The organism is Mycobacterium sp. ML4 (assembly GCF_054515735.1).
This window is the reverse complement of the sequence record NZ_JBTNSY010000013.1, coordinates 60,427-81,696: the sequence shown is the minus strand read 5'-3', so window position 1 is coordinate 81,696 and position 21,270 is coordinate 60,427. Positions and strand designations below refer to the sequence as shown.

Annotated in this window: 17 protein-coding genes; 11 read left to right on the top strand and 6 right to left on the bottom strand. The window is 68.1% G+C overall.

The window, feature by feature from the left end; genetic code table 11:
* Positions 1-30: 30 nt before the first annotated feature.
* Positions 31-3,048 (top strand): PE family protein, encoded by a 3,018-nt coding sequence (locus ACX9NE_RS16365; protein WP_459362429.1) that lies wholly within the window; start codon positions 31-33, stop codon positions 3,046-3,048.
* A 23-nt stretch (positions 3,049-3,071) separates the two neighbouring features.
* On the opposite strand, the gene ACX9NE_RS16360 is transcribed toward ACX9NE_RS16365, so the two are convergent.
* Genes ACX9NE_RS16360 through ACX9NE_RS16350 form a run of 3 tightly spaced genes read right to left on the bottom strand, consistent with a single transcriptional unit; the run spans position 3,072 to position 5,445 of the window.
* Positions 3,072-4,157, bottom strand: a complete 1,086-nt coding sequence (locus ACX9NE_RS16360) for a quinone-dependent dihydroorotate dehydrogenase (protein ID WP_459362498.1) — start codon at positions 4,155-4,157, stop codon at positions 3,072-3,074.
* A gap of 5 nt (positions 4,158-4,162) precedes the next feature.
* On the bottom strand, positions 4,163-4,357 hold the full coding sequence (locus ACX9NE_RS16355) for a DUF5703 family protein (RefSeq protein WP_459362430.1): 195 nt from the start codon (positions 4,355-4,357) through the stop codon (positions 4,163-4,165).
* Positions 4,358-4,410: 53 nt separating this feature from the next.
* Positions 4,411-5,445 carry a YncE family protein gene (locus tag ACX9NE_RS16350; RefSeq protein WP_459362431.1) on the bottom strand — a complete coding sequence of 345 codons (1,035 nt, stop codon included), beginning with the start codon at positions 5,443-5,445 and terminating at the stop codon, positions 4,411-4,413.
* 110 nt (positions 5,446-5,555) lie between these two features.
* On the opposite strand from ACX9NE_RS16350, the gene ACX9NE_RS16345 reads away from it, so the two are divergent.
* The 9 genes from ACX9NE_RS16345 to ACX9NE_RS16305 all read left to right on the top strand — a co-directional run bounded on the left by ACX9NE_RS16345 (position 5,556) and on the right by ACX9NE_RS16305 (position 13,290).
* Complete coding sequence (locus ACX9NE_RS16345) at positions 5,556-5,858, top strand: hypothetical protein (protein ID WP_459362432.1); 303 nt, start codon at positions 5,556-5,558, stop codon at positions 5,856-5,858.
* Between the two features lie 68 nt (positions 5,859-5,926).
* The gene (locus ACX9NE_RS16340; protein WP_459362499.1) at positions 5,927-6,757 is read left to right on the top strand and encodes an undecaprenyl-diphosphate phosphatase; all 831 of its coding nucleotides are present in this window, start codon (positions 5,927-5,929) and stop codon (positions 6,755-6,757) included.
* Positions 6,754-7,449, top strand: coding sequence for a histidine phosphatase family protein (locus ACX9NE_RS16335; protein WP_459362433.1), 696 nt, complete (start codon positions 6,754-6,756; stop codon positions 7,447-7,449). The genes ACX9NE_RS16340 and ACX9NE_RS16335 overlap by 4 nt, the downstream gene beginning before the upstream one ends.
* 106 nt (positions 7,450-7,555) lie before the next feature.
* Positions 7,556-8,143 (top strand): DUF3090 domain-containing protein, encoded by a 588-nt coding sequence (locus ACX9NE_RS16330; RefSeq protein WP_459362434.1) that lies wholly within the window; start codon positions 7,556-7,558, stop codon positions 8,141-8,143.
* On the top strand, positions 8,127-8,942 hold the full coding sequence (locus ACX9NE_RS16325) for an SCO1664 family protein (protein WP_459362435.1): 816 nt from the start codon (positions 8,127-8,129) through the stop codon (positions 8,940-8,942). The genes ACX9NE_RS16330 and ACX9NE_RS16325 overlap by 17 nt, the downstream gene beginning before the upstream one ends.
* A gap of 31 nt (positions 8,943-8,973) precedes the next feature.
* The gene (locus tag ACX9NE_RS16320; RefSeq protein WP_459362436.1) at positions 8,974-9,771 is read left to right on the top strand and encodes a 3'(2'),5'-bisphosphate nucleotidase CysQ; all 798 of its coding nucleotides are present in this window, start codon (positions 8,974-8,976) and stop codon (positions 9,769-9,771) included.
* Between the two features lie 165 nt (positions 9,772-9,936).
* Positions 9,937-11,172, top strand: a complete 1,236-nt coding sequence (gene mshC / locus ACX9NE_RS16315; protein ID WP_459362437.1) for a cysteine--1-D-myo-inosityl 2-amino-2-deoxy-alpha-D-glucopyranoside ligase — start codon at positions 9,937-9,939, stop codon at positions 11,170-11,172.
* A 23-nt stretch (positions 11,173-11,195) separates the two neighbouring features.
* Positions 11,196-12,077 (top strand): SDR family oxidoreductase, encoded by an 882-nt coding sequence (locus tag ACX9NE_RS16310; RefSeq protein ID WP_459362438.1) that lies wholly within the window; start codon positions 11,196-11,198, stop codon positions 12,075-12,077.
* Positions 12,078-12,090: 13 nt separating this feature from the next.
* A complete protein-coding gene (locus ACX9NE_RS16305) occupies positions 12,091-13,290 on the top strand; it encodes an FAD-dependent monooxygenase (RefSeq protein ID WP_459362439.1) in 1,200 nt (399 codons plus the stop codon).
* Between the two features lie 8 nt (positions 13,291-13,298).
* Here ACX9NE_RS16305 and ACX9NE_RS16300 read toward each other — a convergent pair whose 3' ends face one another.
* Positions 13,299-14,198, bottom strand: coding sequence for a PAC2 family protein (locus ACX9NE_RS16300; RefSeq protein WP_459362440.1), 900 nt, complete (start codon positions 14,196-14,198; stop codon positions 13,299-13,301).
* A gap of 339 nt (positions 14,199-14,537) precedes the next feature.
* On the opposite strand from ACX9NE_RS16300, the gene metH reads away from it, so the two are divergent.
* Complete coding sequence (metH, locus tag ACX9NE_RS16295) at positions 14,538-18,287, top strand: methionine synthase (RefSeq protein WP_459362441.1); 3,750 nt, start codon at positions 14,538-14,540, stop codon at positions 18,285-18,287.
* Between the two features lie 25 nt (positions 18,288-18,312).
* Here the strand turns inward: metH and ACX9NE_RS16290 are convergent, their stop codons facing one another.
* Together ACX9NE_RS16290 and ACX9NE_RS16285 are read right to left on the bottom strand one after the other, a co-directional pair.
* On the bottom strand, positions 18,313-19,572 hold the full coding sequence (locus ACX9NE_RS16290; protein WP_459362442.1) for a cytochrome P450: 1,260 nt from the start codon (positions 19,570-19,572) through the stop codon (positions 18,313-18,315).
* Positions 19,569-21,260, bottom strand: a complete 1,692-nt coding sequence (locus ACX9NE_RS16285) for a class I adenylate-forming enzyme family protein (protein WP_459362443.1) — start codon at positions 21,258-21,260, stop codon at positions 19,569-19,571. Before ACX9NE_RS16285 ends, ACX9NE_RS16290 begins: the two co-directional genes overlap by 4 nt.
* Between the last annotated feature and the right edge of the window lie 10 nt (positions 21,261-21,270).

Sequence of the window (21,270 nt, the reverse complement as noted above, 5' to 3'; positions counted from 1 at the left end):
CGCAAATCCAGCAGCGCAAAGGAGCGAACGGTGTCGTTCATATTGGCTCGTCCGGAAGCACTGACTGTTGCGGCAGCTGATGTCGTTGGTATCGGTTCAGCGCTGCGTAGTGCAAGTTTGGCGGCAGCGGTCCCTACAACGTCGCTGTTGGCCGCGGGCGCCGACGAGGTGTCGGCGGCAGTGGCGGCGCTGTTTTCCGGGCATGGGCAGGCCTATCAGAGTGTGAGCGGCCGATTGATGGCGTATCACGAACAGTTCGTGCGGACGTTGAATTCGAGCGCCGACGCATATGCCGTCGCCGAAGCCGCCAATGTGGCGCCGTTGCAAACCGTGCTCAACGTGATCAACGCGCCCACCGAGGCGCTGCTGGGCCGCCCGCTAATCGGGAACGGCGCCAACGGGGCCAGCGGGCCGGTGGGTCAACCCGGGCAACCCGGCGGCCTTCTGATCGGCAACGGCGGCACCGGGGGCAGCAGCAGCAACGCGGGCGCACCCGGGGGAGCGGGCGGGTCGGCCGGCCTGATCGGCACCGGTGGCACCGGCGGGACCGGGGGCACCGGCGGAGTCGGCGGTGCCGGCGGCAATGGCGGTTGGCTGCTCGGCTCCGGCGGGACCGGGGGCAGCGGCGGAATCGGCGGATACGGCGGTCAGGGCGGCACGGCCCCGCTGATCGGCAACGGCGGTCAGGGCGGAGCGGGCGGGGCCGATCCCGCGGGTATTGGTGGCCACGGCGGTACCGGCGGGCGGGGCGGTCTCGTGTTTGGTTTCGGCGGTGCTGGCGGCACCGGTGGGCTTGGTGCGATAGGGGGCGCCGGCGGTGAGGGCGGCAACGCGGCGCTGATCGGTGTCGGCGGCGCCGGGGGTGCCGGGGGCGCCGGTTCCGTCGGAGCGACTGGGATGACCGGCGGGACCGGGGGAGCCGGCGGCGTGGGCGGGAACGGCGGGGTATTCGGGTTCGGCGGTCACGGCGGGCTGGGCGGGCACGGCGGTGCCGGCGGCGCGGGGATACCTGGTCAGGACGGCGGGCCCGGCGGTACGGGCGGCGCGGCGGGTGCGGGCGGGGCCGGCGGGCAGGCAATGTTCGGCGCCGGCGGTACCGGCGGTACGGGCGGCACCGGCGGTACCGGAGGAGCGGGCGGGGCCGCCATGGGCGTCGGGGCGGAGGCTGGCCAGGGCGGCACCGGGGGCGCCGGAGGGGCGGCCGGTGCGGGCGGCGCAGCCACCGGATTCGGTCCGTCCGGCGGCGCCGGCAGGGGCGGCGCAGGTGGTACTGGAGGCACCGGAGGCGCGGGTAGCCCCGGCGCAGATGGGCGACTCAGCCCGAGCACTCCCACGGCCGGCTTGCCTGGCGGCCAGGGCGGGGCCGGTGGGCAGGGTGGTCCCGGGGGTGCGGGCATCGGCGGGGTCGGAGGCGGCCAAGGTGGTCAAGGCGGTGTCGGTGGCCAGGGCGGCACCGGGGGCACTGGTGGGGCCAACACCGGAACCAGCGCCGGCATGGGTGCTGAGGGCGGGCAGGGTGGTAGGGGCGGTGCGGCCGGGGCGGGCGGCCCGGGAACCGATGGTGGCGCGGCCGGGCCGAACGGTGTCGGCGGGCAGGGCGGCACCGGTGGTACAGGCGGCGCCGGTGGCGCGGGTTCGGCCGGCACCGGGGGTCCGTCAACGGGGCAGCAAGGCGGTCAAGGCGGCGCCGGAGGTCAGGGTGGGGCCGGAGGCGCCGGCATCGGCGGTGTTGGTGGTGGTGCAGGAGGGCAGGGCGGTGTCGGTGGCCAAGGCGGTGCCGGAGGGAATGGCGGCGCGAACACCACCGGAATCAGCTCAGGTCGCGGCGGCCAAGGAGGGTTCGGCGGTACCGGCGGTAACGCAGGCGCCCCCGGCGCCGGAACAGACGGTGGCGCGACCGGGGCGATCGGCACCGGCGGAATGGGCGGGGTCGGGGGAGCCGGTGGTGCCGGACATGCCGGCCAGGCCGGCATGTCCGGCACCTCTCCCACTGCGGGTGGTCCGGGCGGCCAAGGCGGCATAGGAGGTGGTGGGGGTGTCGGCGGTCTCGGCATAGGCGGCGTTGGCGGCGGCCAGGGTGGGCCGGGCGGCTTCGGCGGCCAGGGTGGTGACGGCGGAACGGGCGGGTCCAACACCGGGGCCGACGGACGCGGCGGCAGAGGCGCCGCGGGCGGGCAGGGCGGTGCCGGTGGAGTCGCGGGTTTTGCCGGCTCCGGACGGGATGGCGGCGCGCCCGGGGCGGTCGGCACCGGCGGCAAGGGCGGTGTGGGTGGGGACGGCGGCAACGGCGCCCCCGGGCGAGCCGGCGTGTCCGACACCTTGCCCACCGAAGGGGCTCAGGGCGGCGCCGGCGGCCCCGGAGGCCGCGGCGGTGACGGTGGCCCGGGCATCGGCGGGGTCGGCGGGGGCCAAGGTGGACTGGGTGGTGGCGGTGGTCATGGCGGCGTCGGAGGCAACGGCGGCAGCAACACCAGTACCTCCTCCCGGAACGGCGCCGCTGGCGGTGCCGGCGGGCCCGGCGGCCTCGCCGGTGACGGCGGGAACGGCGGAGACGGCGGCGGTAGCGGCGGCGGTGGGGGCCGGGGCGGAACTGGCGGAACGGGCGGACGGGGCGGCACCGGCAGCGTCAGCGGGACCGGCGGTGACGGCGGGGCGGGCGGCACGGCCGGCACCGGCGGTGTCGGCGGGGCCGGCATCGGCGTTGGCGCAGCCGGCAACGGCGGAGTCGGCGGAGCCGGCGGCAATGGCGGCGACGGGGGTGGCGGGAACAGCATCCTGGGCGGTTTCGGAGGCAATGGCGGCGACGGCGCCGTCGGCGGCACCGGCGGAAGCGGCGGCAACTCGGTATCGGGGACGGGCGGAACGGGCGGCGACGGTGGCCGGGGCGGGACCGGCGGGGACGGCGGCGATGGCAGGGGTCCCGGCGAGGGCGGCACCAGCGGCGGCGGCGGCACCCCCGGCGATCCCGCTCTCGGCAGTACCGGCGGCTCGGGTGGCTCGGGCGGCGCGCCCGGCACCGGGGGGGCCGGTAGCGGTCGAGCGGCATAGAGGCGACGTGCGCCCAGGGCGACCTAACCCCGCGGCCTGTCCCGCTTGCCCGCCGCCGACCCGACGGCCTCGCTCAGCGACGCGAACCCGCCGTCGTGCAACCGGCGCGCGATCCCGTCGTGAATCCCCTTGGCCCACAAGCCCCCGCCGTAGATGAATCCGGTGTAGCCCTGCAACAACGAGGCACCGGCCGTGATGCGCTCCCAGGCGTCCTGGTCGGTCTCGATGCCGCCGACACTGATCAGCACCAGCCGATCGCCGACCCGGTCATAGAGCCGACGCAGAATTTCCAGAGCACGGCGGGCCACCGGCGGTCCGGAGATGCCGCCGGCCCCCAGCTCGTCAACGCCTGGCGTGCGCAATCCCTCGCGCGAGACCGTGGTGTTGGTGGCAACGATGCCGGCCAGGCCCAGCTCCACGGCGAGATCCGCGATGTCGTCGACGTCGGAATCTGAGAGGTCCGGCGCAATCTTCACCAGCACCGGGGTGGTGGACGCCTCGGCCAGAACAGCGGCCAGGATCGGCCGCAGCGACTCGACGGCCTGCAGGTCGCGCAGTCCCGGCGTGTTCGGCGAACTGACGTTCACCACGAGATACGCCGCAAGGGGAGCTAAAAGCCTTGCGCTCCAACGGTAATCGCCGACGGCTTCGTTGGGCGAGGTCTTCTTGGTCTTGCCGATATTGACCCCGAGCGGGATGTCTGGAACTTGGTGCGCGAGCCGTGCCGCCAGGGCCCCGGCGCCGTGATTGTTGAAGCCCATGCGGTTCAGCAACGCGCGGTCGGCCGGCAGCCGGAACAACCGCGGCGCCGGGTTACCCGGCTGGGCGTGCGCGGTGACGGTGCCGATCTCGGCGTAGCCGAAACCCATTGCACCCCAGACGGACAACCCCGTCCCGTCTTTGTCGAACCCGGCAGCCAATCCGAGTGGTCCCGGAAAATGCACCCCGAAGACGGTGCTGGCCAGTACCGGGTCGGTGGGTCCCAGCCACCGGCCCATCCGCCGGCGCACCGGCGCCGCTGCCGTGGCGCCGCGCAATCCCGCGAACACCACGGTGTGCACGCGCTCGGCCGGCATCGCAAACAGCAGGCTGCGCAGCAGTCCGTATATGAACGTCACGGTTCCGGCTGGTCGGCCAGACGAGTCTTCTTGCGGCGCAACAAGACTCGTCTACTGCCGTCGGTATAGAGCCGCACCCGGGTCAACTCCCAGCCGCGGTACTCGGCCTCGATGGACAGCCGGGTGGATGCACTGAGCCGTGTCACGTCAGGCGGTAGGCGCAACGGCGCCCACTCGTACTCGTCGGACATGTCGGCTTCCCACCCTGCGGGCAGTCGGCTCCACCGCGGCGCGGCCCCCGGATTCACGGCCTGCCGCCCGCATGCTCGATCACCTGAATCCCCGCGCCCGACCCTGACACCACGTACAAGGTGTCCGACGCTTCGTCGAAGGCCAGGGAGTTAGGTTGCTGCACGGTCGGGTAACGCACCTTTTCCACGGGGATTCCGGTGCTCAGATCGTAACCAATGACGGTGTTGGACGCCGTCTGGGACACCCACGCCAGTTCCCGGGACCCGGCGAGGCCGTACGGCGCCTGCCGAACCGGGAATGCCTGGCGCAAGATAAGCGGGTCGACCCCGTAGACCAGCAGCTGGCCGCCGCGGGTGTCGGCAACCAGCACCCGGCCCTGCGGATCGGCGACCAAAGTGGTCGCGCCCTCTCCGGCCCGCAAGGCCTGCTGGACGCGGCCGCCGGCGCCGATCGTCGTCACCGAAGTCTGGCCCCGATCCAGCACCACCGTCGTATCCCCTTGTGTTGCAAGGGCATCCACCCGCGCGAAGATCTTGTTGCGACTGGTCACCGAGCCGTCGGCGGCCAGGGCATACACCGCGCCGTCGGCGCTGCCCAGCACCAATCTGCCGTCCGCGCGGCGCGCGATCGCGGTGAAGTCGTGACCTCCGGCCACCGTCGTCGCGGAACTTCGCCCGGTATCCAGGTTCACCGTGAAGTAGCCGTCACGCCCGGCCAGGTAGGCCGTGCCCCGCCCGTCACCGGTCAACGCCGCAGCGGGCCCGGGCAGAGTCATCGCCCGCGGGCGACCCCGCTCACCGAGCACAACGATGCTCGATGGTGCCGCGGTGTCGGCGGCAGGGGACAGGACCACCAGCTGCCGGGAGCCGGCGTCGAACATCGCGCTGCACGGGCGTCCGCCCAGCGGTTGCACGGTTCCGGCCGGGTTAAGGGCAGGAGGAGATGCGGCAGGCTGGGCCGCCTGGATCGTCGGGGGAGTGGCGTCGAACTGATCAGACGAACATCCCGCAACCACGCCTACCAGCAACAGCAATAGCGTGAAAATGGTAATGCGCTGCGCAAGGGCATTTCGTCGCGCTGACAGCAACCCCTAGTCTCCCGTCGCTCCATGACGGACACCAAACTCAAGGAACGTTATAGCGCCCGAAATCGTCCTGATTGTCGGTTAAAGTCTCGCTGCGGAGGTATTCTCACCGCATGACCGTCACCGCTGACCGGCATACCGCAGACCACCAGTTTGCTGTTGAAGACATCACTCCTGGCATCTTCGCCAGCGGTTATGGACAAGTCGGAGATGGGCGCAGTTTTTCCTTTCATATCGAACACCGGTCGCTCGTCGTAGAAATTTACCGGCCGCGCCTGGCAGGGCCGGTTCCGCAGGCCGAAGACGTCGTCGCGCGCGCAGTTCGCAGCGTCCGCGACATCGACCTTACCGACGAGCGAAGCTTAACCGCTGCCGTCCGTGACTCGGTGGCCCGCGCGGTGCCCGTCTCGCGGTAGCCCCCGCCGCCCGGCCGCGAGTGACGGCGGCACCAGGTACGGTCGTCGTCGTGTCTGCGGTTGCGCCGATGTCCTGGGGACAAGTCATCGTCCTATCCGTGGTGCAGGGTTTGACCGAGTTCCTGCCGGTCTCCTCCTCCGGACATTTGAATATCGTGTCGCGGGTTTTCTTCAGCGGCGACGCGGGAGCCTCCTTCACCGCCGTGAGCCAATTGGGCACCGAGGCCGCGGTGCTCGTGTACTTCGCGCGTGACATCGTGCGCATTCTGCGGGCCTGGTTCAACGGGCTGTTCGTCAAGTCGCACCGCGACGCCGACTACCGGTTGGGCTGGTACGTCATTATCGGAACCATCCCGATCTGCGTGCTGGGGCTGCTCTTCAAAGATGTGATTCGTTCTGGCGTGCGCAATCTATGGGTGGTGGCCACCGCGATGGTGGTGTTCTCTGCGGTGATCGCGCTCGCCGAGTACGTCGGAAGGCGCAACCGGGATATCGAACAGCTGAACTGGCGCGACGCCGTCATCGTTGGTGTTGCCCAATGCCTGGCGCTGGTGCCCGGGGTCTCGCGCTCGGGATCGACCATCAGTGCGGGCCTGTTCCTCGGGCTGGAACGCGAGCTGGCCGCACGTTTCGGGTTTCTGCTGGCCATCCCGGCGGTGTTCGCCTCGGGATTGTTCTCGTTGCCCGACGCCTTCCGGCCGGTCACCGAGGGGATGAGTGCAACCGGACCGCAGCTGCTGGTATCCATCATGATCGCGTTCGCGATCGGCCTCGCGGCGGTCAGCTGGTTCCTGCGGTTTCTGGTGCGCCACAACATGTTCTGGTTCGTCGGCTACCGCGTCATCGTCGGTACGGCGGTGCTGATCCTGCTGGCGACCGGGACGGTCGCGGCGACATGACCGTACTGCTGCTGCGGCACGGCCGTTCCACGTCGAACACCGCCGGGGTGTTGGCCGGCCGCTCGGAGGGCGTCGACCTCGACGACAAGGGCCGTGAGCAGGCCGCCGGCCTGATCGATCGGATCGGCGACCTCCCGATCCGGGCCGTGGTGTCCTCGCCGTTGTTGCGATGCCGGGCCACGGTGCAGCCGCTGGCCGAGGCGCTGTGCCTCGAGCCGTTGATCGACGATGAACTTGCCGAAGTCGACTATGGGGAGTGGACCGGCCGCAAGCTCAGCGACCTGGTCAACGAGCCGCTGTGGCGGGTGGTTCAGGCTCACCCCAGTGCCGTGGTGTTTCCCGGCGGCGAGGGCCTGGCGCAGGTGCAGGCGCGCGCCGTCGCCGCCGTACGCGAGCACGACCGCCGCCTCAGCGAGGAGTTCGCCGGCGATGTGCTGTGGGTGGCCTGCACCCACGGCGACGTCATCAAGTCGCTAATAGCCGATGCATACGGCATGCATCTGGACAGCTTCCAACGGGTCAACGCCGACCCCGCTTCGGTGAGCGTGATCCGATACACCCCCCTGCGGCCCTTCGTGTTGCACGTCAACCACACCGGGTCGCGGCTGTCGGCGGGTCTGCGTGCCGCGCCCCCGCCGGACGTCAAGGAACAGCCTTCCGGCGACGCAGTGGTCGGCGGGTCGACGCAGTAGGGATCCCTGCGGCAGTAGTAATCAGCGCGCCGACACGCCCGGCGGTCGCATTCACGGCCGGACGAAGCGCACGGCGGACGCGGCTGCGCGGTATTTTGGAATTGCCATGGCCCGCGCAATCCACGTATTCCGTACACCCGACCGCTTCGTGGCCGGGACCGTCGGGCAGCCCGGAAACCGCACCTTTTACATCCAGGCGGTGCATGACGCCCGGGTGGTCTCCGTGGTCTTGGAGAAGCAGCAGGTCGCTGTCCTCGCCGAGCGCATCGGCGCGCTGCTGCTCGAGGTGAATCGTCGTTTCGGCACCCCGGTACCTCCGGAGCCGACCGAGGTGGACGACCTCAACCCGCTGATCATGCCGGTCGACGCCGAGTTCCGGGTCGGGACGATGGGCCTGGGCTGGGATTCCGAGGCGCAGACCGTGGTCGTGGAACTGCTGGCGGTCACCGACGCGGAATTCGACGCCTCGGTGGTGCTCGACGACACCGACGAGGGGCCCGACGCGGTACGGGTATTCCTCACCCCCGAGTCGGCACGGCAGTTCGCCACCCGCTCCAACCGCGTCATCTCGGCCGGTCGCCCGCCATGCCCGTTATGCGAGGAACCGCTCGATCCAGACGGCCACATCTGCGCGCGCACCAACGGCTACCGGCGCGAGGCGCTCTTCGGGTCCAGCGATGACGCCGAGGAATGATCGACATGAGGTGCTGCGCGACGGCGAGCTGACTGTCCTGGGACGAATCCGTTCGGCCAGCAACGCCACGTTCCTTTGTGAGGCATCACTGGATTCCACCAGCGTGCACTGCGTCTACAAGCCCGTCTCCGGTGAGCAACCGCTGTGGGATTTTCCCGACGGGACCTTGGCCGGCCGCGAACTGGCGGCCTATCTGGTGTCGAAGCACCTGGGCTGGAATATCGTGCCGTACACCATCATCCGCGACGGTCCCGCCGGCCCGGGCATGCTGCAACTGTGGGTTCAGCAACCCGGTGACGCCGCCGATTCCGAACCGCGCCCCGGTCCCGACCTGGTCGATCTGTTCCCCACCGGCAAACCCCAGCCCGGCTACCTGCCGGTTTTGCGGGCCTACGACTATGCCGGCGACGAGGTCGTCCTGATGCACGCCGACGACGGCCGACTGCGCAGGATGGCGGTGTTCGACATCCTGGTCAACAACGCCGACCGTAAGGGTGGACACATCCTCTACGGGCTTGACGGCAACGTCTACGGGGTCGATCACGGCGTGAGCCTGCATGTTCAGGACAAGTTGCGCACCGTGCTGTGGGGCTGGGCAGGCAAGCCGATCGACGACCAGACCGTGGAGTCGGTTGCCGGGCTTGCAGACGCGTTGTGCGGTCCGCTTGCCAAGGAACTCAACGGCCACATCACCAGCGCCGAAATCGCTGCGCTGACAAGGCGCACCCGGGCGCTGTTGAACGACCCGGTGATGCCCGCACCCAACCGGCATCGCCCCATTCCCTGGCCGGCGTTCTGAGCAGGCCCACCACGTCGGCGATACTGGGGCGGTGAACCCGGCCGCGCGTGACCTGACGGATGCCGGGCTGGCCGCTGATCTCGCCGCCGAGGCCGGGGAGCTGCTGCTCAAGGTTCGCGATGAGGTCGGGTTCGACTACCCATGGGAGCTGGGTGACGCCGGCGACCGGCTGGCGAATTCGCTGATCCTGCGCCGGCTGCGCGCCGAACGGCCGGGAGATGCGGTGCTCAGCGAGGAGGCCTACGACGACCTGGTCCGGTTGAAGTCCGACCGGGTATGGATCGTCGATCCGCTCGATGGCACCCGCGAATTCTCCACGCGGGGTCGTGACGACTGGGCGGTTCACATCGCCCTGTGGCAGCGTGCCAGCAACGGCCGGCCGCAGATCACCGATGCCGCGGTATCGCTACCGGCCCGCGGCAACATCGTTTACCGCAGCGACACCGTCACCTCGCTGGTGGATCGGGCCGCGACTGTCCGCGTCCCCGATGTCATCCGGATCGCCGTCAGCACCACCCGGCCGCCGGCGATCCTCTATCGCATCCGTCAGATTCTGGATATCGAGCTGGTTCGGATCGGCTCGGCCGGCGCCAAGGCGATGGCGATCATTGACGGCGTCGCCGACGCCTACGTGCACGCCGGCGGCCAGTGGGAATGGGACTCGGCTGCTCCCGCTGGCGTAGTGGCCGCCGCGGGAATGCACGTGTCGCGCCTGGACGGATCGCCCATGATGTACAACCAGCTGGACCCCTATCTGCCTGACTTCGTCATGTGCCGAGCCGAGCTGGCTCCGGTCCTGCTCGAGGCCATCCGCCAGTCATGGTGGTGAATGCCGTCGAGTGTGCGCCCGCGTTATCGGGTGTGCGATCACGTCGCAAAATCGGCCATTTCGCCGCGGTACATGCACACTCAAAGCAGTAGGCGCACACTTGATGCGCGGGGCGCATCGTCACCGGGCTCAAGCACGGCTGCCCGCCTCGCTTAAAGTCGACCCATGCGGTCGTGGTCTTCTCCGCCGGTCCCGGCGATCCCCGGACGCGGCCCCGAATTGCGGCTCTACGACACCGCCGACCGGCAGGTCCGCCCGGTCACCCCAGGCGCGAAAGCGACCATGTACGTCTGCGGCATCACGCCGTATGACGCAACGCATCTCGGCCACGCGGCCACCTACCTGACGTTCGATCTGATCCACCGGCTATGGCTGGACCTCGGCCACGACGTGCATTACGTGCAGAACGTCACCGACGTCGACGATCCGCTGTTCGAGCGCGCCGAGCGCGACGGAGTCGACTGGCGCGAGTTGGCCGACCAGGAGGTCGCGCTGTTTCGCGACGACATGACGGCGCTGCGGGTGCTGCCGCCACATGAGTATGTCGGGGCCACCGAAGCCGTCCCCGAAATGGTTGAACTGGTCGAGAAGATGGTCGCTTCCGGCGCGGCGTACGTCGTCGACGGTGAACACCCGGACGTCTATTACCGGGCCGATGCCACCCTGCAATTCGGCTACGAATCGGGTTACGACCGCGAAACGATGCTGGACCTGTTCGACCAGCGCGGCGGTGACCCACGCCGGCCGGGCAAAGGCGATGAACTCGACGCGCTGCTGTGGCGCGTGCACCGACCCGGTGAGCCCAGTTGGCCCTCACCGTTCGGACCCGGACGGCCCGGCTGGCACGTCGAGTGCGCCGCCATCGCGCTCAGCCGTATCGGCACCGAACTCGACATTCAGGGCGGCGGCAGCGACCTGATCTTCCCGCATCACGAGTTCACCGCCGCGCACGCCGAATGTGTCAGCGGCGAACGCAGATTCGCCCGCCACTACGTGCACGCCGGGATGATCGGATGGGACGGGCACAAGATGTCCAAGAGCCGGGGCAACCTGGTCCTGGTCTCGCAATTGCGCGCCGAGGGCGTTGACCCGTCCGCGGTGCGACTCGGTCTGCTCGCCGGGCACTACCGTGCCGACCGCTCCTGGAGCCAGCAGGTGCTCGACGAGGCGCGCGCCCGCCTGCACCGCTGGCGCACCGCCACCTCATCGCCCACCGCTCCCGACGCCGCCGACGTCCTGAGCCGGGTTCGCCGCTATCTGGCCGACGACCTCGATACACCGAAAGCCCTTGCCGCGCTGGATGGCTGGACGACGGACACCCTTGAATACGGTGGCCACGACGAGGCGGCGCCCGCGCTGGTGGCCGCTGCCGTCGACGCGCTGCTGGGCGTCGGCCTGTAGGCCTGCGGTGGTACCTTTCGGCCATGACATCGGTGCAGGACAAGGTTGTCTTCATCACGGGCGCGGGCCGGGGTATCGGCGCCGAGGTTGCCCGCCGGCTGCATAACAAGGGCGCCAAGCTCGTCTTGACTGACCTGGGCGAAGCCGAGCTCGCCTCGATCGCCGCCGAACTCGGCGGGGACGGGCGGGTGCTGACCGTCGTCGCCGACGTACGGAACCTCAAAGCCATGCAGGCCGCGGCCGACCAAGCGGTGCAGAACTTCGGCGGCATCGACGTCGTTGTGGCCAACGCCGGCATCGCCAGCTACGGCTCGGTGCTCACCGTCGACCCGGACGCCGCCAAGCGGGTGATCGACGTCAATCTGATGGGCGTCTTCTACACCGTGCGCGCCACGCTGCCCGCGATCATCGAGCGCCGTGGCTATGTGCTGATCGTGTCGTCGCTGGCCGCCTACGCGGCGGCGCCGGGAATGGCGCCCTACGACATGTCCAAAGCCGGCAACGAACACCTGGCGCATGCGCTGCGGCTGGAAGTCGCGCATCTGGGAGTCACTGTCGGGTCGGCCCACATGTCCTGGATCGACACCGCCCTGGTCCGCGACACCAAGGGCGACCTACCGGCGTTCGATGAGATGCTGTCCAAGCTGCCCCCGCCCCTGAACAGGACCACCTCGATCAACAAATGCGCCGCCGCGTTCGTCAAGGGCATCGAGGGCCGCAAGACCCGGGTGTACTGCCCCAGTTGGGTGGCGGCGATGCGTTGGCTCAAACCCGTGCTGTCGACGAGGATCGGCGAGGCGGCAGTCCTCAAGACCGCGGCCGAGGTGATGCCCAAGATGGACGCCCAAGTGGCCGCTCTCGGCCGTTCCACCAGCGCATACACCCAGAACTTGGAGAAGTCGTAGCCGGGAAACGGTCGTGAAAGTCGTTGTTTGCGGCGCCGGAATCGCGGGCCTGGCCGCCGCAGAGCGCATGGCATCGCTCGGTGCCGACGTGGTGCTGCTCGAACGCGCGACCGCGCCTCGCCCGCACGGCTACCTGATCGACTTCTTCGGCGCGGGCTACGACGCGGCTGAGGCGGTCGGTGTGCTACCGGCGATCCGCGACGTCGGGTACAACTTCGACGAAGCCAGCCTGGTCGACGAACGGGGGCGCCGGCGCGCCGCGGTGTCGTACGTCAAGATCGACCGGGCGCTGCGTGGCCGCCTGTCCAGCGTGATGCGTCCCGATCTCGAGCAGGTCCTGCGCGACAACCTGCCCGACACCGTCGAGCTGCGATACGGTGCCGCGGTCAGCGGTGTCAACGATCACGACGACGCTGTGACGGTCACCCTCGAGGGCGGGGAAAAGCTGGACGCCGATTTGCTGATCGGCGCCGACGGCATCCACTCGACCGTGCGCGGGCTGGTGTTCGGCGCCGAATCGCAGTACCTGCGCTTCCTGGGATTCCACACCGCCGCTTTCATCTTCGATGCTCCTGCGATCCGCGAGGCCGCCGGCGATAACGTCACCCTCACCGACACCATCGACCGACAGATCGGTTTCTACGCCCTGCGCAACGGCAAGGTGGCCGTCTTCGCACTGCACCGCACCGCGGATCCGGAACTTCCCGGGGACACCCGGGCGGCGATCCGGGCCAGCTACGCGGACATGGGATGGCTGGTGCCTGACGCTCTGCAGCGGTGCCCGCCGCCGCACGACATCTACTACGACCAGGTCGCCCAGGTCGTCATGCCCCGCTGGAGCAAGAACCGGGTGGTGCTGATCGGTGACGCGTGCTCGGCGGTGTCGCTGCTGGCCGGGCAGGGCGCCTCCCTGGCCGTGGGCGCTGCGTATGTCCTGGCCGAGCAGTTCCGTCTGACGTCGTCGGTGGAACGGGCACTGGAGTTCTACGAGCGCCTGTGGCGCCCGGAGATCGAGGAGAAGCAGAAAGCAGGCCGGGATGCGGCCAACCGTTTCCTGCCCTCGTCGCCATTGCAACGGTGGACCCGCCGCACCACGCTACGGCTGGCCTGGCTGCCGTCGATCAATCGGCGCATCACGGCCGCTTTGGTCGGCCAGCCGAGCCCGGTGATCGCCATGTTGCGGCAGGGCAGCGAGCCCCCGGAAAATGACTAGCGGTGGACTTACAGCCCGAATCCCGGACGGCGGCGCCGCAGATATCGCTCGAACTCGGCCGCCAGCGCGTCGCCGTCGATCTTGCCGAGCGCCTCGTTGACGTCCACCGCCGCGTCACCGTGCTGCTCGAGTGACTGCACGTATTCGGCCAGCTCCTCGTCGTCCGCGGCCATCTCGGTGATTTCCTGCTCCCAGGCCTCGGCCTGGGCCGGCAGGTCGCCCAGCGGCACCTCCACGTCGAGCACTTCCTCGACACGGCGCAACAGCGCCACCGTCGCCTTCGGGTTGGGCGGGTGCGAAACGTAGTGCGGCACCGCCGCCCAGAACGTCACGGCCGGGATACCTGCGGCCACGCAGGCGTACTGGAACACGCCTGCGATTCCGGTCGGACCCTCGTAGCGCGTTTCCTGCAGCCCGAACAGTCGCGCCGAATCGGACGAGTATGCGGCGCCGGAGACGGGTACCGGCCGGGTGTGGGGCGTGTCGGCCAGCAGCGCCCCAAGAATCACCACGGTCTCCACGTTGAGCTTGTCGATGACGGCCAGCAGTTCGTCGCAGAAGGTGCGCCAGCGCATATTCGGCTCGACCCCGTGCATGAGCACCACATCGCGATTGCTGTCGGGCGGTCGGCAGTGCGAGATTCGCATGGCCGGCCACTCCAACTCCCGGGTCACACCGTCGACCTGGCGGATCACCGGGCGATTGACCTGGTAGTCGTAGTAGGCCTCGTCGTCGATCTCGACGATGGGCAGCGCGTCCCAGGTCGCGGCCAGGTGCGTCACTGCATCACTGGCCGCGTCGCCGGCGTCATTCCAGCCCTCAAATGCCGCCACCACGACGGTGTTGTGCAGTTGGGGCAGCCTGCTGTCTCCCGACCCGCCGCTGCTCCCGCCATCCGGCAAAGTCACCCAGCAAGCCTAGCCTTCACCGCCATCGAGATGGCCGCAGCGGTCGTGCTTCGGCCCCCACCCGCGACCCCGATGGCAATGTCGTTGAGTCCTCGGCCGAGGCTTTCGGGTGCACTCTGGTTAATCTTTAGATAACTGAGACATTGCCGACAGGATCCGCGAGCGGGCGCTCAAGGCATCGCGATCGCCAGCGGGTCGGGTCGAATTGGGCGTCCAGACGTCGGGCGACGTAAACTTGTCGGGTCGAGAGGCGTTGCAACGGATCCCGGTGCTCAAAAGCCGGCATCCGCCACGCTCGGCAGATCAAAGGACGCCTTCCGCCATGTGGAAGGAACGTACGTGAACGCCGATAAGTCGAACACCTTCGCGCCGAATATCCGCCCCGACTGCACAAACGAACTGACGGCAGCGCTGCGCCAGCGGATCATGGTGATCGACGGCGCGATGGGCACCGCGATCCAGCGTGATCGGCCAGACGAGGCCGGCTACCGCGGCGAACGGTTCAAGGACTGGGCGAGCGATCTCGTCGGGAACAACGATCTGCTCACCCTGACGCAACCCCACATCATCGAGGGGATCCACCGCGAGTACCTCGAATCGGGCGCCGACATCCTGGAGACCAATACGTTCAACGCGAACGCGGTCTCGCTCTCCGACTACGACATGGCGGAGCTGAGCTACGAGCTGAACTACGCCGGCGCTGCCCTGGCCCGCAAAGCCTGCGACGAGTTCAGCACCCCGGAGAAGCCCCGCTACGTCGCCGGCGCTCTCGGGCCGACCACGCGAACGGCGTCGATCTCGCCCGACGTCAACGACCCCGGGGCGCGCAACGTCTCCTACGACCAGCTGGTCGCTGCTTATCTCGAATCCGCGAACGGCCTCATCGACGGTGGTGCCGACATCGTCATCGTCGAGACGATCTTCGACACGTTGAACGCCAAGGCGGCGCTGTTCGCCGTCGAGACGCTGTTCGAAGAGCGCGGGCGCCGGTGGCCGGTGATCATCTCGGGCACCATCACCGACGCTTCCGGGCGGACGTTGTCCGGTCAGGTCACCGAAGCATTCTGGAACTCGATCAGGCACGCGAAACCCATTGCGGTGGGGCTCAACTGCGCCCTGGGGGCGCCGGAGATGAGGCCGTACATCGCAGAGATGTCGCGGATCGCGGACACCTTCGTCTCCTGCTACCCCAACGCCGGCCTGCCCAATGCCTTTGGCGAATACGACGAGTTCCCGACGCGTCAGGCCGGTTACATCGCCGAATTCGCCGACGCCGGTCTGGTCAACCTGGTCGGCGGTTGCTGCGGAACGACGCCGGCGCACATCGCCGAGATCGCCAAGGTCGTCGAGGGCAAGCCGCCGCGGAAGCTGCCGGAGATCCCGGTGGCCACCCGACTCGCCGGGCTGGAGCCGCTGAACATCACCGACGACTCGCTGTTCGTGAACATCGGTGAGCGCACCAACATCACCGGCTCCGCCCGGTTCCGCAACCTGATCAAGGCCGAGGACTACGACACCGCGCTGTCGGTCGCCCTGCAGCAGGTCGAGGTCGGTGCGCAGGTCATCGATATCAACATGGACGAGGGCATGATCGACGGTGTTGCCGCGATGGACCGGTTCACCAAGCTGATCGCGGCCGAACCGGACATCAGCCGCGTCCCGGTGATGATCGACTCCTCCAAGTGGGAGGTCATCGAGGCAGGCCTGAAGAACGTGCAGGGCAAGCCGATCGTCAACTCGATCTCCATGAAGGAGGGCGAGGAGAAGTTCATCCGCGAGGCCCGGCTGTGCCGCAAGTACGGCGCCGCCGTGGTGGTTATGGCCTTCGACGAACAGGGCCAGGCCGACAACTTGGAGCGCCGCAAGGAGATCTGCGGGCGCGCCTATCGGATCCTGACCGAAGAGGTCGGCTTCCCGGCCGAGGACATCATCTTCGACCCGAACTGCTTTGCCCTGGCTACCGGTATCGAGGAGCACGCGACGTACGGGATCGACTTCATTCAGGCCTGCGCCTGGATCAAGGAGAACCTCCCCGGAGTGCACATTTCCGGCGGTATCTCGAACGTGTCGTTCTCCTTCCGGGGCAACAACCCTGTCCGCGAGGCGATCCACGCGGTGTTCCTGTTCCACGCCATCAAGGCCGGTCTGGACATGGGCATCGTCAACGCCGGAGCGCTGGTGCCCTACGACTCGATTGACCCCGAACTACGGGACCGCATCGAGGACGTCGTGCTCAACCGTCGCGAGGACGCGGCCGAGCGGCTGCTGGAGATCGCCGAACGGTTCAACAGCTCGGAGACGACCGGTGACTCGGTTGTCCAAGAGTGGCGATCCTTCCCGGTTCGCGAAAGGATCACACACGCCCTGGTCAAGGGCATCGACGCCCATGTCGACGCCGACACCGAGGAACTGCGGGCCGAGATCGCCGCGGCGGGTGGTCGCCCCATCGAGGTGATCGAGGGCCCGCTGATGGACGGTATGAACGTGGTCGGTGACCTCTTCGGCTCGGGCAAGATGTTCCTTCCCCAGGTCGTGAAGTCGGCCCGGGTGATGAAGAAAGCCGTTGCCTACCTGCTGCCCTACATCGAGGCGGAGAAGGTGGAGTCTGGAGCGGTCGCATCAAAAGACACCAACGGCACGATCGTGATGGCGACGGTGAAGGGCGACGTTCACGACATCGGCAAGAACATCGTCGGGGTCGTCCTGCAGTGCAACAACTTCGAAGTGATCGACCTTGGTGTGATGGTGCCCGCCCAGAAGATCCTGGACGCCGCCAAGGAGCACAACGCCGACATCATCGGGCTGTCCGGCCTGATCACCCCGTCCCTGGACGAGATGGTCAATTTCGCCGTTGAGATGGAACGGGGGGGACTGGAGATCCCGCTGCTGATCGGCGGCGCGACCACCTCACGCGCCCACACCGCCGTGAAGGTGGCGCCGCGTCGCACCGGCCCGGTGGTCTGGGTCAAGGACGCGTCCCGCTCGGTGCCGGTAGCTGCCGCTCTCCTCGACGAGAAGCAGCGTCCTGCACTGTTGGAGGCCACCGAAAAGGACTACGCATCCCTGCGCGAACGGCACGCTCAGAAGAACGAGCGGCCGATGCTGACGCTGGAGAAGGCCCGAGCGAACCGGACGCCCGTCGAATGGGACGGTTACACGCCGCCGGTGCCCGCTCAGGGCCTCGGCGTGCGGGAGTTCGAGAATTATGACCTCGCCGAATTGCGTGAGTACATCGACTGGCAGCCGTTCTTCAACGCCTGGGAGATGAAAGGCCGCTTCCCCGACATCCTCAACAACCCGGCCACCGGCGAGGCCGCCCGCAAGCTGTACGACGATGCCCAGGAGATGCTCGACACCCTGATCAAGGAGAAGTGGCTGACGGCCAACGGGGTGATCGGCTTCTTCCCGGCCAACGCCGTCGGGGACGACATCGAGGTCTACACCGACGAGACCCGTACCGAGGTGCTCACCAGGTTGCACAACCTGCGCCAGCAGGGCGAGCACCGCGACGGCATCCCGAACCGGTCGCTCAGCGACTTCGTCGCCCCCAAAGAAACTGGGCTCACCGACTTCATCGGTGCCTTCGCCGTCACCGCCGGGCTCGGCAGCCAGGACAAGATCGCGGAGTTCAAGAAAGCCCTCGACGACTACAGCGCGATCCTGCTGGAGTCGATCGCTGACCGGCTGGCCGAGGCGTTCGCCGAACGCCTGCACCAGCGAGTCCGCAAGGAGTTCTGGGCATTCCAGCCCGACGAGCAGCTGGACAACGAGGCACTCATCGGTGAGAAATACCGGGGCATCCGCCCTGCCCCCGGCTACCCGGCCTGCCCGGAGCACACCGAGAAGGTGACGCTCTGGAAGTTGATGGACGTCCAGGAGCGGACGGGGATCGAGTTGACCGAGTCGATGGCGATGTGGCCCGGTGCCGCCGTCAGCGGCTGGTATTTCTCGCACCCGCAGTCGCAGTACTTCGTGGTCGGCCGGATTGCCCAGGACCAGGTCGCCGATTACGCCAAGCGCAAGGGCTGGACCATGCAGGAAGCCGAGCGCTGGCTCGCCCCCAACCTCGGCTACAACCCGGAAGACTGAACCGGCGTCAAACGCACGCGGTCACTCAGCCGCAGCGGACGGGCAGGTGTAGGGGACCGCGAATGACGCGGGATGGAAAGTAGTCGATCGCACCCGCCACAGTGAGGCGGGGGAAGCGCTCGTAGAGGGCGCGCAGTGCAATCGTTCCCTCCATCCGGGCGAGGCTGGCGCCGAGGCAGTAGTGCACTCCGGCCGCGAAGGACAGATGCTCGTGAGAGTTGGGTCTGGCGATGTCGAACGCGTTCGGTTCGGTGAACACCGCCGGATCCCGATTGGCCGCCGCGAGCAGGGTGACGACTGGGGTGCCCGGGCGTAGCTCGTGGCCGGCCAGCATCGTTGTCTCCCGCGCGAGGCGGACGCTGTATTGCGCGGGCGCCTGCAGTCGTAAGGTCTCCTCGACCACCCGGCCCGCGCAATCGAGATCCGCCGAGAACGCCGCGCGCTGCGCCGGGTTTTCGGACAGGGCGACCACGGCATTGCCGATGATGTTGGACGTGGTGACGAAGCCGCCGATCAGCAGCGCCTGGCAGGTCGCCAGCAGCTGGACCTCGGTCAGTTGACCCGAGTCGATCATCATGCTGACCAAGTCCTCGCCCGGGTGCCGGGTTCGATCGGCGACGACGGCGGCGAAGTACTCGGTCATCTCCGCAAGCAGAATCTGGGTGCGACGCCGGTCATGCAGGCCGCGCGCTCCGTCGATCGTGGCAGCGAAATCGGCACCCCACCGTGCGAACAGGCGGTGATCCTGCGGGGGCAAGCCGAGAAGTTCGGAAATCACTCGGCTCGGCACCTGAATCGCGAACTCGTCGATCAGGTCGACCGGTTGCTTGCGGTCCAGCCGATCCAGTTGCCGGTCGACCAGCTCTTCGATGAAGACCCGTCGCGCGCGCATGGCTTCCGGGCTGAAGTGCGGTGCGACGACTTTTCGCAGCATGGTGTGCAGCGGCGGATTCGCGGACGCCAGTGAGTCGTCGAGCGGATGCACCAGTAGGCCGCTGCGTTGCCAGGGCAGCGGTGTCAGATTCAATCGCACCGCCGACGTCGGTGCGGCGACGAATCGTTCATCACGAAGTACCTGACGGCATACCGCGTGCGACGCGGTCATGCACAGACCACTTCGGCCGCGAACGAGTTCGCCCTCTTGACGTATGCGCTCGTACCGCGCGTAGCCGGCGATGCCGCGCGGCATCCCCAACACACGGGCGGTGGGATCGCCGAGTGCCGCCGAGGCGACCAGCCGCAGGCGCGATCGGTAGAGCCGCAGGATCGCCGACAGCTCGGTCAACGGGAGTGTCCCGGCACGTCTCGGGCCGGCGTGAGTTTGGGGGCCCGGACGATGTTCTTTTCGAGCAGCTCGCTTCGGATGCGCTGGCGCAGAACGTATTTCTTGATCTTGGTACCCGACATCGGCCATTCCCGGACGAACCGGACGTACCGAGGTATCCGGTAGGTGGCGATGTTGCCCAGGCAGAAGTCGATGATCTCCTGTTCTGTCGCCGTCTCTCCGGGTTTCAGCTCGAGGTAGGCGGCCGGGACTTCGACGTAGTAGTCGTCGGGAGCGGCGACGACTGCGGCGATGTGCACCGCGGGATGGCGTAGCAGGAAACCCTCGACCTCGGCCGCGGACACGTTCTCGCCGCCAACCTTCAACATGTCTTTGAGCCTGCTGACAAAGGTAATCCGGCCTTCGTCGTCCATGACGGCCACATCACCGGTGTGAAACCACCCGCCGTCGTCGAATGACCGGGCGGTGAGTTCCGGGTCGTGCAGATAGCCGTCAAAGCAATTCGGGCCGCGGAAAAGCAGCTCGCCCTCGGTACCGGCCGGGACGTCACGGCCGGTCTGCGGGTCCACGACACGGCACTGCATGCCCGGCAGCGGGTGCCCGCCGGTCGTCATCCGCTGCTCCAGCGTGTCGGTCTGCCGGTTCAGAGCCAGAAAGCCGGCGCACTCCGTCATTCCGAAGCAGGAGACCTGCACAGCAGTGGGTAACCGGCTCGCCATGTCTCGGAGCCGTTCCGGCACACCCACCGCCATGACAAGCCGCAGAGTCGACAGGTCTCGCAGGCCGAAGTCGGGCTGGTTCAACACGGGAAGCCAGATGGTCTCGAAGCCGGGCAGGGCGACGGTGCAGCGTTGGCTTTCCAAGTGGTCAAGAGCGGTGTCGGCACGGAAGAAGCCAACATGACAGCAGCAGCAACCCGCATAGATGCAGGTCATCACAAAGGTGATGCCGCCGACGTGGAACAGGGGCAGCGCGTTCCAGACCCGATCGTCCCCGGTGAGAAAAAACCTCGAGTCTGCGGTGCCCGCGGCCGCCCGAATGAAAGCTTCGTGGCTGATCATCGCCCCTTTGGGGGTCGCCGACGTGCCGGAGGTGTATATCACCATCGCGGTGTCGCGCACCCCGACCATCTCCTGGCGCCGGCGCACCGACTGCGCCTCGATGCGATCTCCCTGGGCTTGAAAGTCTTTCTCCGACAGAATTTTTGGTGACGACTCGACGGTACCGAGCAACACCGTCTGCCGGAGGGCAGCCACGACGCTCGCCGACGCGGTCAAGGCGGGTAGCTGAGCCGGTTCGGTGAACAGCAGGCGCATCCGCGAGTGGGTGATCACCTCGGACAATTCGTAATTCTTGAACCGGGTGTTGATCGGCACCGGCACGGCGCCAACCTTCATCGCTGCGAATAGCACCGCGATGGAATCGGGCGAGTTCGGCAACAGGATGCCGACGGTCTCGCCCGCCCGCACGTCCAAGGCCAGCAGTCCCCGGGCGATCATTTCGGCCCGCGTAGCCAGTTCCGCGTAACTCACCGTTGCGTCCGGGAATGCCAAGACGTCGCGATCGGGGTGCTCGGCCGCTCGTAAGTCCAGGAGATCGCACAAAGTGGTGACGTCGTTTCCCCGACGTCCGTTGACGTCGCCGTGATGTCGCACCACTGCCCCTAAGCCCAGCTCGCCCGAAAACATGGCCAGGCTA